The organism is Paenibacillus sp. P4_A9 (genome assembly GCF_056402415.1).
The window spans coordinates 57,874-70,493 of the sequence record NZ_JBFUHL010000008.1; the positions used below are offsets into that span (position 1 = coordinate 57,874).

16 protein-coding genes are annotated in these 12,620 nt (G+C 42.2%); 5 read left to right on the plus strand and 11 right to left on the minus strand.

What is annotated here, in order from left to right:
* Nucleotides 1-64: 64 nt before the first annotated feature.
* Nucleotides 65-595, minus strand: a complete 531-nt coding sequence (locus AC1DVJ_RS08900; protein ID WP_477590001.1) for a hypothetical protein — start codon at nt 593-595, stop codon at nt 65-67.
* A 174-nt stretch (nt 596-769) separates the two neighbouring features.
* Nucleotides 770-1,495, minus strand: a complete 726-nt coding sequence (locus AC1DVJ_RS08905) for a polysaccharide deacetylase family protein (RefSeq protein WP_477590002.1) — start codon at nt 1,493-1,495, stop codon at nt 770-772.
* A 314-nt stretch (nt 1,496-1,809) separates the two neighbouring features.
* On the opposite strand from AC1DVJ_RS08905, the gene AC1DVJ_RS08910 reads away from it, so the two are divergent.
* Nucleotides 1,810-1,980: a hypothetical protein gene (locus tag AC1DVJ_RS08910; protein ID WP_477590003.1), complete on the plus strand. Its 171-nt coding sequence runs from the start codon at nt 1,810-1,812 to the stop codon at nt 1,978-1,980.
* Nucleotides 1,981-2,064: 84 nt separating this feature from the next.
* Here AC1DVJ_RS08910 and AC1DVJ_RS08915 read toward each other — a convergent pair whose 3' ends face one another.
* From AC1DVJ_RS08915 to AC1DVJ_RS08940, 6 genes are all read right to left on the minus strand, one after another.
* A complete protein-coding gene (locus AC1DVJ_RS08915; protein WP_477590005.1) occupies nt 2,065-2,211 on the minus strand; it encodes a hypothetical protein in 147 nt (48 codons plus the stop codon).
* A 62-nt stretch (nt 2,212-2,273) separates the two neighbouring features.
* Complete coding sequence (locus AC1DVJ_RS08920; protein ID WP_477590006.1) at nt 2,274-2,816, minus strand: hemerythrin domain-containing protein; 543 nt, start codon at nt 2,814-2,816, stop codon at nt 2,274-2,276.
* 119 nt (nt 2,817-2,935) lie between these two features.
* Nucleotides 2,936-4,666: a SulP family inorganic anion transporter gene (locus tag AC1DVJ_RS08925; protein WP_477590007.1), complete on the minus strand. Its 1,731-nt coding sequence runs from the start codon at nt 4,664-4,666 to the stop codon at nt 2,936-2,938.
* 158 nt (nt 4,667-4,824) lie between these two features.
* Nucleotides 4,825-5,151: an ArsR/SmtB family transcription factor gene (locus AC1DVJ_RS08930; protein WP_477590009.1), complete on the minus strand. Its 327-nt coding sequence runs from the start codon at nt 5,149-5,151 to the stop codon at nt 4,825-4,827.
* A gap of 109 nt (nt 5,152-5,260) precedes the next feature.
* Nucleotides 5,261-5,866, minus strand: coding sequence for a molybdenum cofactor guanylyltransferase (gene mobA / locus AC1DVJ_RS08935; RefSeq protein WP_477590010.1), 606 nt, complete (start codon nt 5,864-5,866; stop codon nt 5,261-5,263).
* Between the two features lie 167 nt (nt 5,867-6,033).
* Nucleotides 6,034-6,558: a DoxX family membrane protein gene (locus tag AC1DVJ_RS08940; protein WP_477590012.1), complete on the minus strand. Its 525-nt coding sequence runs from the start codon at nt 6,556-6,558 to the stop codon at nt 6,034-6,036.
* A 183-nt stretch (nt 6,559-6,741) separates the two neighbouring features.
* Between AC1DVJ_RS08940 and AC1DVJ_RS08945 the strand changes: the two genes are divergently transcribed.
* From AC1DVJ_RS08945 to AC1DVJ_RS08960, 4 genes are all read left to right on the plus strand, one after another.
* Entirely contained in the window at nt 6,742-6,996 is a 255-nt protein-coding gene (locus AC1DVJ_RS08945; RefSeq protein ID WP_477590014.1) for a transporter, read from the plus strand.
* A 347-nt stretch (nt 6,997-7,343) separates the two neighbouring features.
* Entirely contained in the window at nt 7,344-7,979 is a 636-nt protein-coding gene (locus AC1DVJ_RS08950) for a GOLPH3/VPS74 family protein (protein ID WP_477590016.1), read from the plus strand.
* Between the two features lie 34 nt (nt 7,980-8,013).
* Complete coding sequence (locus AC1DVJ_RS08955) at nt 8,014-8,271, plus strand: MerR family transcriptional regulator (protein WP_477590017.1); 258 nt, start codon at nt 8,014-8,016, stop codon at nt 8,269-8,271.
* A 30-nt stretch (nt 8,272-8,301) separates the two neighbouring features.
* Nucleotides 8,302-8,781, plus strand: coding sequence for a small multi-drug export protein (locus tag AC1DVJ_RS08960; protein ID WP_477590018.1), 480 nt, complete (start codon nt 8,302-8,304; stop codon nt 8,779-8,781).
* 132 nt (nt 8,782-8,913) lie between these two features.
* Here the strand turns inward: AC1DVJ_RS08960 and AC1DVJ_RS08965 are convergent, their stop codons facing one another.
* From AC1DVJ_RS08965 to AC1DVJ_RS08975, 3 genes are all read right to left on the minus strand, one after another.
* Nucleotides 8,914-9,288 carry a DUF4352 domain-containing protein gene (locus tag AC1DVJ_RS08965; protein WP_477590019.1) on the minus strand — a complete coding sequence of 125 codons (375 nt, stop codon included), beginning with the start codon at nt 9,286-9,288 and terminating at the stop codon, nt 8,914-8,916.
* Nucleotides 9,289-9,384: 96 nt separating this feature from the next.
* Nucleotides 9,385-11,616 (minus strand): family 78 glycoside hydrolase catalytic domain, encoded by a 2,232-nt coding sequence (locus AC1DVJ_RS08970; protein ID WP_477590020.1) that lies wholly within the window; start codon nt 11,614-11,616, stop codon nt 9,385-9,387.
* Nucleotides 11,617-11,689: 73 nt separating this feature from the next.
* Nucleotides 11,690-12,598 carry an AraC family transcriptional regulator gene (locus tag AC1DVJ_RS08975; RefSeq protein ID WP_477590022.1) on the minus strand — a complete coding sequence of 303 codons (909 nt, stop codon included), beginning with the start codon at nt 12,596-12,598 and terminating at the stop codon, nt 11,690-11,692.
* Between the last annotated feature and the right edge of the window lie 22 nt (nt 12,599-12,620).

A 12,620-nucleotide genomic window follows, 5' to 3' on the forward strand; every position in this document is an offset into this window, starting at 1 on the left:
ACAAAAAACAAAACGGCTTTCCTTCGGATTTTTGAAATCCAAGGGAAAGCCGCTATTTCTACCTCTACAAGGCCACTTTTTTAAAATCACTGAGCATTTGATCTGCAACTGGGAACACCATCTCCTCTTCAGACAGCAGATGCTCTGTGGATACCGCACAGGCCACACAAAGCAGCGAGATCACCTTTTTCAGCTTTGCACTGTCCAGAGCTTTACATTGCTCTGCATAGGTGAGAAATGAGAGTACAAATCGTTCAGCTTCTTTATGGCCCTCTTCCAGAACCCAGGTTGAGGTCAAGAAGGTAGGCTCTATATTCTGATTCGCATACGCGCCCAAGACGGGCAGAACCTCCGCTTCCTCCCAGTGCTCATGATCCCCAAGTTGCTGCAGGAACATTGCCATTTCTGTTCGTATGTCTTGAAGAATACGCTCCGACTCTTCCGAGCCCTGCATGCACACCATATGATTAGCCATTTCCTGAACATGGTCAAGTTCTTTTCTCAATGCGCTATGTTCTTCCTTTAATCGGTCAAAAATCTGTTGGAGCTTAGGAACATTAGCCTCAATTAATTGCATCGCTGTTTCGTTCACCATACCTGATTCCTCCTTTTTATTGCTTTAATCACATTGTAAACCTTTTTTTCAGCTTTCTCTGTGAGAAGAATCACAAATATTAATCTCGGTTTCGTTACAATAGAAGAAAAGAATTAGCGCAACTATGATATCAATCAAGAGGCATGCCGCATCAGCAGCATGCCTCTTGATCGTTCACGGATTCTTAGCAGGGACTGCCTTCCGAAAGGTTAATAACTCAGAGACGGTAACAAACCGATACCCCCTCTTTTCCAATTCCGGTAAGATCATTTTTAAAGCCTCGATGGCCTGATTACGTCCTTCCACGTAATCATGGAACAGTACGATATCCCCGCTGCTCGCATTGTTTAAAACTTTATTTACAATTTTATTGACCCCTGGCTTATTCCAATCCCTCGTATCCAAATGCCATGACCACATGATCATTTTATATCCTTCTTGCTTGGCAATACTGACTAAATTCTCGTTATAAAAGCCCCCGGGCGGACGAAATAACTGACATCGAATCCCAGCGGCGGAGAAAATGGTTTCCTCTGCTTTATTCATTTCATTTTTCATATTTGTCCGTTTAGAAAGAAAAGCATGGCTATATGTATGATTGGCTATCTCATGTCCTTCGTCTACTTCTCGTTTGRGCACGTCAGGATAGAGCTTTACTTTTTTCCCAACCACAAAAAAAGTGGCTTTTGCATGATACTGCTTGAGTAAGTCCAGGATCTGCGGTGTTTGACTCGGATGAGGACCATCATCGAATGTTAAGGCGATTACTTTCTCATCGGTTGATACTTCCCAGACGACTTCTCCGCGCTTTTCATAATAAGACCGGTCTTTTGGGTGAGCAGCGTATCCAACAGACTGAAATAATAAAAAACAAATACAACAAGTTAGGATCGTTCTCATTGTTGCCTCCCGATTCTATCTTAGTTTCAAGCCCTAAGGAACTACGTTCCCCGGGCTTTTTGTGTGCTCTTGTTAACCTATTTCTTCTTTTTTCTGCTTTTACCATGATTCGGTTTGTTATCTCTTTGGTCCTTAGCGTGATTTTCTTGTTGTTGATCGTGTGTTGTCATGACATTAGCCCTCCCATCTGAGGAAATTAAAAGCAAACATAGTGTACTCATTTAAGGAGCAATATAATCAACTAGTTTCATTCAACTGGGATAAAATACAAGTCACCTTCTCATACTAACTACGAGATGATGGAGGTGAAATCAATGCCCAAAAATGACGCCGATCCCAAACATGATCGCGAAGATAACCGAGCAGATAGTAAAAACAATCAACAGAATCACGCCAATTTCCTTGAGGAAGCACAAACCTTAACGAGTGAGAAGGCTGCTGATTATGTACCAAGTTTAAATGGTATCCCCAAAGGTCAAGTTTGAGTAACTGGCTAAATAGTAGGAAAAGCAAGCGGCACTTTTCGCATCGTATGCGATAGGGCCGCTTGCTTTTTGATGAGTATCGAATTATGGTTCATCGATATATTCTTTTTCGTTCGGAATGCTATTAAAAAGGTTTTCATCTTTTCTTTTCTGATCTTGCTCGGTTTCGCGGTTAACAATACTTTTCCTTATTTCTTCGGAGTTGTCTTGAACATTAGTGTTCTCAACCATGGATGTACCTCCTTTCATCGACATTAGACTTTCCAATATCAAGAAAGTTATTCGACGATCATCTATGAAAAAAAGTATTCCAAATCGGTTAACACACGCTCCGTTAAAGGGAAAACAAGCTGCTCTTCCATCGTAAAGTGGTCATTTAAGATCAAACATGCCTGAACGAGATGTGCTGCAGCACCGGCTAATTGCTTCTTCACAACAAGCGGAGTGACATCAATGACCGCCTCTTGAAAAGACCTTATAAACGAAACACCAAGTTGATGATCTTTCTCCAATACCCAGAAGGAAGGCATCATCGAAGGCTCCGATTGACGATGGAAATAGGTTAGAAGGAATGGAAATAAATCCTGCTCTTCCCACTCTGAATGCTTCCGAAGCTCTTGCATGAATTGATCGGTCATGACACGGAGTGCCCGAATCTGCTGTATCCCTTTTTCCGAATCCTCTACAAGAATCAATTCCTTCGCACACGCTTCGAGGTTCCTCAGCTTCTCTCTTAATTCGCCATGCTCTTCCTTTAAACGATCTATCGCATACGCAAGCTCCGCGGGGTCTGAAGAAGCAAGCCCTGACATGTAGCCATTAGTTTGATTCGTCATACAGAGTCCCTCCCAAGGTTCATTTACATCCTGCCTCTAGTGTAGCATCGTGCAAAGGTTATCGCTGTGCGTTAAATCACACTACCTGCCAATTTGTGCTACACCTAGGCCTTGAGGGTTTAATCATGGATAACATCCGGATTGGAAAGTTGATCGCATTCACGGAACGCAAAGTGCTTGCAGCCTAGGCATTGCGAGTGGTCCAGTTTGGTTATTGCGAAGCTTACAGCTTCGCCTGTTTTGTCAAAAATATGCTCCTGCCCAATGCGTTCATCTAATTTGGTTTTTCGAAGCATGAGACGCGGCTGAGGTTGGATTTCGGAAATGAGTACGGTACCGCCATGCTTATAAAAATGTTTGACGATACTTGAAAGATTAGCTACCCCTGTTGTATCGAGATAGGGTACATTGGCCATTTTTAACAGAAGCACTTTGGGCTTGTATTGAATTTCGTCCATGATGGATTTCTCAAACATATTCGCAACACCGAAGAACAACGCCCCTTCCACGGTGTAGATACTAATTTGCGGGCAATTATGCAGCTCGTTAACCATATCAGAAGATACTCGTTCATTCTTATCGGTAGGGTCAGGCAAGACTTTAGCAGCAATAAGAAGGTCACTCATATGTTTCACAAAAATAATGCCTGACATCACGATACCAACCTCAACCGCGGTTGTCAGATCTGTAAAGACGGTAAGCAGGAAGGTAATCAGCAGCACCACGGACTCTGCCGTCTTCGTTTGCAGCACATGCACGAACTCTTTCCTTTCGCTCATATTCCAAGCAACCACCATTAAGATCGGCGCCATACTTGCAAGGGGAATCTGGGAGGCGTAGGGAGCAAATACGAACAGCACCAACAAGACGACAATCCCGTGAATAACCCCCGAAAGTGGAGATTCTGCACCAGACTTTATATTCGTCGCAGTTCTGGCAATAGCTCCAGTTGCTGGAATACCTCCGAATAGGGGAGTTATCATATTGGCGATTCCTTGACCAATCAATTCACGGTTGCTATTATGTCTGGTTCCTGCCATTCCATCAGCAACTACGGCTGAAAGTAAGGATTCGATGCCACCTAGCATGGCAATAATCAAGGCAGGTTTGATTAATGTTTGGATGTTATCCATGGAAAGTGCAGGGAATTGCAGGCTAGGTAAACTATTGGAAATGGTTCCGTAGGTAGAACCGATGGTTGCAACCTCGCCAGGATAGAAGAGTGCGGCCACAACAGTAGATATCACTATGCCCACTAATGAGCCGGGTATCTTGGGGAATAGCTTGGGTGTCAGAAGGATAAGCGCTAGGCAAATCACAGCAGTTAAGACACTGTACATCTGAATTGTCGAAAGATGAATGCCTAATTCCTTCATATTGGACCAAAAGCCTTGATGCTTGGGAAGGTTACTTAATCCAAGGAAATTGGCCATTTGGCCTGTAAATATGGTAACGGCTATTCCTGCGGTAAAACCTATTGTGACAGGACGCGGGATAAATTTGATGACCCCTCCCAATTTAAATATCCCCATGAATAGCAAAATAACGCCCGCCATAAAACCGGCGATCAGCAAGTTTTCATATCCATACTGCATAACGATAACGAATAAAATGGGAATAAATGCGCCTGTCGGGCCGCCAATTTGGAATTTGGAACCACCCAACAAGGAGATGAGTATACCTGCCACGATCGTGGTGTATAAGCCATATTCAGGCTTAACACCTGATGCAATGGCAAACGCCATCCCTAGTGGAATGGCGACAATACCTACAATCAGACCTGAAACTAAGTCTTTTTGAAATTTTTTTCGCGTATAGCCCTGAAATCTGCCTCTAAAAGAAAAATTCATATTCAATCCCACCAATTTTAAATATTTGATTATTTGAATATATATAAAATCATATATCCATAACTAATGGATGTCAATTTCATTTTTCATAATAAATAAACGAAAAAAAGGAGGCGAACCGAGGATACTAACCCGATTCACTCCCTTTTTGAAGTGAGTTACTGATTTTTTATATTTTCTAACATGGAAATGGCATTCACAAGGTGATTGTCAAAAATTTGCTTTGCAACAACAAGCAGATCCTTAATTAATGGGTCTGTTAGCGAGTATATGACAGAAGTTCCGTCTTTCATTCCGCGGACAACGTTTTTACTTCTTAATACGGATAACTGTTGTGAAACAGCAGAACCTTCACTGCCTAATAACGTTTGAATCTCATTCACGTTTTTATCGCCATCCGCTAATACTTCAAGAATTCTTATACGTAAAGGGTGTGCTAATGCCTTGAAAAAGTCGGCTTTAAAATGTTGTATTTCTTGAAACATCACGTTCTCCCCTAAATGTTCGAAGATTTGAATATATCTATCATATCATAAATCGACGAGCATTATATTAATTGGGATTAGGACATACCAAGGATGCGTACCTGCGCTCTTACTTCCATTGGTTATCCCAGTGCTGCATGGACTCGTAGTCCTCCAACGTCTTCATATGGGAAACAAATCGCAAGTCAATACCGTTTTCAATCCAAAAGCGATCCCCTAGCTCGCTCCAAAAAACGCGTTGCAGCAGGGCTGAAACCGAGGTTTCCCCTTGCTGTAAGAGAGGCGCGATGCGGGACACACAGGCGCGATCATAAATACCATGCAGGGGATGCAGCTCGGCAGCCACCAAGGGGACGACGGCTTCGAAGCCATCCAGCTTTCTTTGCATCAATAAGTGAGCAGCTGCGCTCGAGATGAAGGGCATATCGCACCCGACGACCCAGACGGACGTATGTTTAGCTAGGGATAATGCCGCATGCATACCTCCAAGAGGCCCTTGTCCGATGAAAAAATCCGTAATAATACGAACCGAACGATCGACCTTGTTTAAGAAGGGTTTGGGATCATTCGTTACAACAATCAACTCATCACATATTTGCCTCATACAATCGATCTGCCGGACAATCAGAGGTTTTCCATCAAACGGCAGCAATGCCTTCAGTTCTCCGTTCATTCGACGGCTAGCTCCACCAGCCAAAATAACTCCTGAAAGCATACCCATCACTTCTCCTTTTCCACATCATGTACAGTTCCACTTTAGTCCAAATCACATCACCTGTAAGTGAAAAATGTCACACACGCCTATAACGAAAAAACCTAATCTTCCTCTCACCAACGGAGAAAAGATTAGGTTTATCAACAATTTTTCATGGGATACTGACCTCATCTGAGTTTTGTTTTTAAATGACATACTTCTAAGAGCTTATCAAACCATCTGTGCAGGTAAGGAAGAATCAGATGATCCACACCAAATTTCCCTGCATTCGCGCCAGCTATTAAAATAATGAACCCGAGGAGGACTAACCATGGATTCGTGCTAACAGTGCCAGCAAACATATACATGAAATTCATCAGTAAGCCGAAGAAAATCGCGGCTGTCGTCAAAGCACCTAGCAATAGCCCCACACCAACTAAGAGTTCGCCCCAAGGAACCAGAACATTAAACCACCCTATATGCGGAAGCGCAAAATTTTTCAAAAAAGCCACATAATTCGCATAAACCAAATCTGTCGTTCCGTTTTCTAGAACCGGTTTAGCAATGGCTCCTTTTAGATAACCTGTCGCGTCGAAAGCTTTGTCACCTGTGATTTTGTGCCATCCAGCTATCATCCATTCCCAACCCACATACAAACGAACGATTGTTAAAAGTATTGCAGCGTAATTATTTTCCCTTACCCATTTCATCATTTCAACCATCTCCTTCGTCCTTTATGATTTCATTATAGATCGAAGAAAATGCCGTGTATGTGAGATAAGTCACTCTGATTGGATAATTGGAACAATAGGCTTCTGCACAGACAAATAGTCACTCACCTACATAACATGTGGAAGGAATGATAAACACCTACTTTTGAAGGAGTGAAATGAACAATGAGTTTACAACAACTGCCTCCGCCGCCTGCATATCCCCCTGCAAAAACTTCTTCTGGTTACATGATCGACTGTGTGAATCAATACACCTATGTATGGCTAAAGAATGGCGATAGTTTCTGGTTTTATCCGATTCGTGTAGAGTCCTTCGGAACATCAGGTTTTAGATGGACAGGATCGTTCTGGGTGTTTTATGGCATAGATTCAAGGTATATCGATAGCGTATCGTGTCCTCCGATTCCTACGCTTTATTGAAAACATCCATATCACGAAAAAGGCCTGCAGCCGCTCGAAAGAGCGAATCTGCTGGCCTTTTTTTGCTCCTTCTTACAGCATCTATAACTTTTAATTAATTAAGGCACCATTACACCTGAAACCGAAAATAACTGTACTAATAAAATGTAGAATTACTAATCATTTATGGGATTAATGAATGAAACAGTTGGATAGACAGCATGGTCGTTCACATCATTAACCATATTCGAGTTATCATAAACCCTTTGACTTATTTTATTTAGCATAATATTATAAGTAGTAAGTAGTAAGTAGTAAGTAGTAAGTAGTAAGTAATAAGTAAACATCTTCGAAAGGATGAGACTACCATGTTAAAAAATTTATCAATTCCCCAAGAGTTTGTCTTACTTGCATTAGATCGTGAAACCAATAAAATAAAGTCTATTTTTCGTATGCATGTTGCCTTGTATACGGTAATTGCTTGTATGATGGAACTTTCAATAAATGGTAACCTTACATTTGAAGGCGATGATACTGTGAGAATCTCTAACTCAGCACCCACAGGTGAAAAATATCTCGACAGATTACTCGAAATTATGGCTGCTGAGAAACCAAAGAAACTAAAGAAATGGGTTTCTTACTTTTATTATAGAAGAGAAATTTATAAAATGGTTGTGGAAAGCCTTGTAGATAAAGGAGTTCTAGAGATTGAACATACGAAATTTTTATTTGTTGTTCCAGTAAAAAAATATGTAGATGTAGCCAATATACGGAACCACATCGTGGAGAAGATTCGAGCTGAGTTATTAGAACATGGGAATGTAGAGGAACATACAATAGCCTTGGTGTTATTTTTAAACATTAAAAGTATGCTTAAGGATTATTTTTCTGATTACGAACAAAAAACGTTAAAGCAAAAACTAGAGATATTGCGTAAAGAAGACATTTATAAAAAAATTATGACGGTTGATAAAGCTATCCAAAGTCTTGATAATGGCTACTAGCTTCAAGTAATGCAGCAACATAGGGGTGAAAAATATGGGGAGAAAACGAAGTTTAGATAACATTTTATCATCAGAGTTTGTGAGTATTAGTGAGTTGGTTGAACTTTCTGGCGTTCGATACAGTACCATTAAATATTACACCGAAGAGGATATGATCCCATTTGAGCAAGAGGATACAAGACTGACAAGAAGATACCCACGTGAAATAGCACTAAAGCGACTTGAGGAAATTCGTGTAATGAAAGAAGAAGATGGATTGACGATCAAACAAATTAAAGAAAAATTATATTAGAAATTTTATTATGATACAAGGGGTATTCAAATGGTTGAATGGGTTCAACAAATAGATGGAATTTGGCAATACATCGCATTATTTTTAATATCCATATTACCATTTCTCGATGTTTTTTATATTATTCCATTAGGTATTGTGTTGGAGATGTCACCTGTAGCCGTTGGGATTATTGCTTTTGCAGGGAATTTTATTATGGTTTTAGTTTTTGCCATGTTTTTTAGACAAATTTCTGAATGGCGTAACAAACGGAGAGAAAAAAAGGGGAAATTAAAGCCTTCAAAAAGTGAGACTAGAGCCAGACATATTTGGGAAAAATACGGTCTTCCGGTGTTTGCTGTGCTTTCGCCCTCGATACTTGGAACAGATTTAGCTGCTTTAACGGCTCTATTGCTTGGTTCATCTAAAGTTAGAGTCATCACTTGGATGGGGATTAGTTTAGTCGTGTGGTCGATTCTTATGACAATTGGCTCTGTATATGGGCTCCAATACATGAATTTGATAAAGTAATCGGCTAACACGCTATACACATTCTCCGTATCTCTAAGAGTTTCATATGCACAAAATAAGCCCAATAAATCAATAATTTGATTTACTGGGCTTCACGAATGAATGGATGTTCTATTGCACTTGCACTTAAATCTAATTAACTGTTTTAAACCATGCTCCGCCGGAATCATCGGAGTTTCTGTTAAATGTGATAAGAGGATCAGGGTCATTTTTATCGACTATAAATACAACCCAACCCGTATGTGAATCCCCATGTTCAAGTCTTGTACCAAATCGGGGAGCTGGAGTTTCCGGAAATAATTCTTTAGAATATTCCTTTCCTGTAGATGCAACAAGATTGAAGTTCTGTCCAGTAAGCTCAAGCTCAAATATTTCATCCCAATTTTGAAAATCTGGAATAGATACTGTTACACTTGCAAGTAGATACTCTCTGTCGGTATCAGGTGTTAAATTATTCGATGACCATTCTAACAAAACCTTTATGGTTATCGCCTGTCTCCACCTCACAAATTACATACAATAATAAAGCAAAGGAACCGATCCATTGATCGGTTCCTTTGCTTTACAATTTTCTTGTCAGTTCACTCTGCAAATCACTTGAATTTAAGCCCGTACGACAGGGATACCAGGAGGGAAGCTCTCGCTCCACACCCCATTCTCATAGCTCAGTCGAATCGTGCCCGTTGGCACATTCAACTGAAGCGAAAACGATGTCCAAGTCGCCGGAAGCTTCGGACAAAAAGCGATTTCTTGCCAACCCGGCTTTGCAGGTTTTAACCCGATAATATCCTCGATCAGCAGTGGAACCGGCCCGCTTGCCCATGGATGGCATAGGCTGGTGTTCCATTTCTGGTCCTTGCCCCATGCTTCGAAGCAAGTGGTTGCGCCTTCTTTGATCATATTCCCCCAAGAGTGTTCATCGTCGGCTGAGAGCAAGTCATAGATCAACGCATACTCTGCGACCTCCGCTAGAGCCTTCATGACAAAGTAGGAGAAATAAACCCCGCATGCGAATCGCTTAGTCCGGATCATGTCGACAATGGCGCTGACAGATTCCTCCGGAGCAATATGGAACAGCAGAGGAAGTACATTGGCATGCAGGGCATGATGCGTACTCTGCTCCGAATCTTTAAACAAGACTTGCTTCTCATCATAGAAAGCCTCTACGAAGCTTTTCTTTAACTTCGGCAATCGATCCTCATAGGCAATACCGAGTAATTCCCGTATCTCGTTTACAGTACTGATGCAACCGATATAAAAAGCATTGATAACATTATGGCAGCCATGACCGACCGGCCTGGTCAGTTCAAAATCATAGTTATCACGCAAGTTTTGCGGCCAATCGACCAGATTCCATTTGTCCGTGAAGTTTTCAAGCAATCCATCCGCACGCTCATATTGCTCAAAATGCCGCAGCAAACCCTCCGCATACGGGTACATCTCCTGAAGGAATGCCTTATCCCCACTGTAACGGTAATACGTCATGACTTGCATCGGCCACTGTAATGAGAAATCAGCTATTTCTTGCATGAAATGTCCGGGTACGACCGCCATTATTCCTTCACAGACGAAAGAGCTGCGCCCAAATTGCTCAATAGCCTTGCGGTACAGCCGTAAATCCCCACTGAGCAGCATATGCGAGTGACCAATAATCGTATTGTCTCCCAGATATTGCCCCTTCTCTCGGCTCGGACAGTCCACATAATTTTCCTGGGATCCATAACGGACACCGTTTTTGCAAATGTCAAAAACTTGATTCATCAATTCATCCGAGCTGTGAAGCACACAGCTTTGCTCATCAAACGGATAATGCCTGACTACGGCGTGGAATGAATCCGGTCGCAGTGCTTCCTCGGGTCCCTGCACTTCGACATAGCGGAATGCCTTGTAATCATACGTTTCAAATACATCTACGTCACCGGATAATGTCCACTGATCATGATAAAGACAATTGCAACGCATTTCGTAGCGAACTGCCTGATCCCCCGACATCAGTTCTTCCCCTGAGAAAATATGTACTTGTTCGCCCGCTTTTCCATGTGCATGCATGCCGAATTGGCCTGTCAGCTCGCCCCCGAAGTCGATCAGATAATGACCAGGTGCAAGCCTTTCAACATGTGAAGGTTGCTTCGTATAGACGGCAAGCGGCGGAGTTGGCTGCAGCACAAATGTATAATCGGTTTGCTCTGCAGCCTCAGCATGTGCCCAATCTGAATCATCATAGTCGACTTCAGTCCAGCCCCGCTCCGATTGCTTTGCGTCCAAATGCTCTGTGAATTGCGTGTCATACCCGAATTTCACACCGGGCTGATTATCATAAACCCGTTTCGCTTTCCAAGTCGGATCCGTCTTGACCAGCAAATTCTCGCCAGCCCACAGTTCCGCCACGAGACCTTGCCGGTAGTCGGCACTGTTATAAGCGCGATTTAACAACCCCTGATAATAGACATGAACGGCCATTACATTTTCCCCAACTTTTAAATACGAACGTACATCTATTTTATTGAAATAGTAATGATTCGCATCACTCTGAGCGGGCCCTTGACCAACGAACTCGCCATTGATATACAGCTTATAATAATCATCTGCCGTCAGTTGAAGCCAAATCTTTTCCTCATCCATCACCTTGTCATCCAGCATAAATACAGTTCTTACATACCAATGGTGATGCTGTAAGTCAGGATCATGTAGTTCGACTTCAAACGTATCGAGCTCTTTATGGTAGAGATAGGATTTTTTCAAATTTATAAAAGAACGATCTGTCAACCAACTTGCTTGCCACTCGTGTGTCAATTGAACCCACTCCACTTCACTCAAATTCTTATTTTTGTCCAATTGGCTTGAATCGCCTAGACAACTCTGGAGCTATCATATCGTGTGATCCTTTCCGGTTCAATATACACTTTTTCTAGTAGTTCACATTTCTCACATTAGGGAGGGTCCGTTTCTCAACAAACTGCCTCGGCGAGCAGCCGAAATGCCTTTTGAATAATTGATAAAACTGGGCAGGACTGGTAAACCCTACTTTGCCGCTAATTTCAGTTACAGACCACGCCTCTGTTAGCAAGAGCTGCTCTGCTCGTTTCATTCGGCGCATCTGGACGTAGGACGTAAACGTCATACCCATTCCTTTTTTGAACAGCTTGGCAAAATAGCTGCTATTATAGTTCAGCTTGTTGCTTATATCCGCAATTTGGAAATAATTTTCCAACTGTTGTTCGATATAGACAAGTGCAGGACGCAATTTTTCCGCTAGCTGTGGATCCATCGGTTTTATGATGTGGGCATCATCAATCTGAATTAACGTGTACATGAGCTTTTTCAAGCTAGCATTGATAGAGAGCTTGTAGCCCCGCTGTTGTAACGTCATATCAAGCAGCATCTCATGAATAAGTTGGTGAATGACCTGTATGCTTGCCGAATATTTGTGCAGCGTTTCATTGAACTGTGTTAAATTGGCCGAGCGGCCGGTAAATGCGGCGAGATACGGAAGCAAGGATGGATCCATAAAGGCTGCCATTTCCACATGGCAGACGATATACAGCAGATCGTCGCGCCCATGTTTATGGGATCTATGCAGTTCATTGGAACCCAAGATCACCACATGACCAGCTTGCAGATGATAGCTGCGATGTGTTATTTCTATTGTCAGGTTACCTTGCAGTACAGCGATCAACTCTACCTCTTCATGATAGTGCCAGGGCCCATATTGATCAGACGGTTGGCTAGGATGATCTATGGTCCATATTTTAATCCGGAAATTTGGATCTGCATAATCCACTTGTTCTTTATCATAAGCCGTCAGATTCACTGGCACGGGGATCCTCCTGCACGTCATT

Bases quoted from the DNA above. Each gene is read 5' to 3' on its own strand.
- AC1DVJ_RS08900 (WP_477590001.1), bottom strand. From the start codon at position 595: ATGGTGAACGAAACAGCGATGCAATTAATTGAGGCTAATGTTCCTAAG.
- AC1DVJ_RS08910 (WP_477590003.1), top strand. From the start codon at position 1,810: ATGCCCAAAAATGACGCCGATCCCAAACATGATCGCGAAGATAACCGA.
- AC1DVJ_RS08915 (WP_477590005.1), bottom strand. From the start codon at position 2,211: ATGGTTGAGAACACTAATGTTCAAGACAACTCCGAAGAAATAAGGAAA.
- AC1DVJ_RS08920 (WP_477590006.1), bottom strand. From the start codon at position 2,816: ATGACGAATCAAACTAATGGCTACATGTCAGGGCTTGCTTCTTCAGAC.
- AC1DVJ_RS08925 (WP_477590007.1), bottom strand. From the start codon at position 4,666: ATGAATTTTTCTTTTAGAGGCAGATTTCAGGGCTATACGCGAAAAAAA.
- AC1DVJ_RS08930 (WP_477590009.1), bottom strand. From the start codon at position 5,151: ATGTTTCAAGAAATACAACATTTTAAAGCCGACTTTTTCAAGGCATTA.
- mobA (WP_477590010.1), bottom strand. From the start codon at position 5,866: ATGCTTTCAGGAGTTATTTTGGCTGGTGGAGCTAGCCGTCGAATGAAC.
- AC1DVJ_RS08940 (WP_477590012.1), bottom strand. From the start codon at position 6,558: ATGATGAAATGGGTAAGGGAAAATAATTACGCTGCAATACTTTTAACA.
- AC1DVJ_RS08945 (WP_477590014.1), top strand. From the start codon at position 6,742: ATGAGTTTACAACAACTGCCTCCGCCGCCTGCATATCCCCCTGCAAAA.
- AC1DVJ_RS08950 (WP_477590016.1), top strand. From the start codon at position 7,344: ATGTTAAAAAATTTATCAATTCCCCAAGAGTTTGTCTTACTTGCATTA.
- AC1DVJ_RS08955 (WP_477590017.1), top strand. From the start codon at position 8,014: ATGGGGAGAAAACGAAGTTTAGATAACATTTTATCATCAGAGTTTGTG.
- AC1DVJ_RS08960 (WP_477590018.1), top strand. From the start codon at position 8,302: ATGGTTGAATGGGTTCAACAAATAGATGGAATTTGGCAATACATCGCA.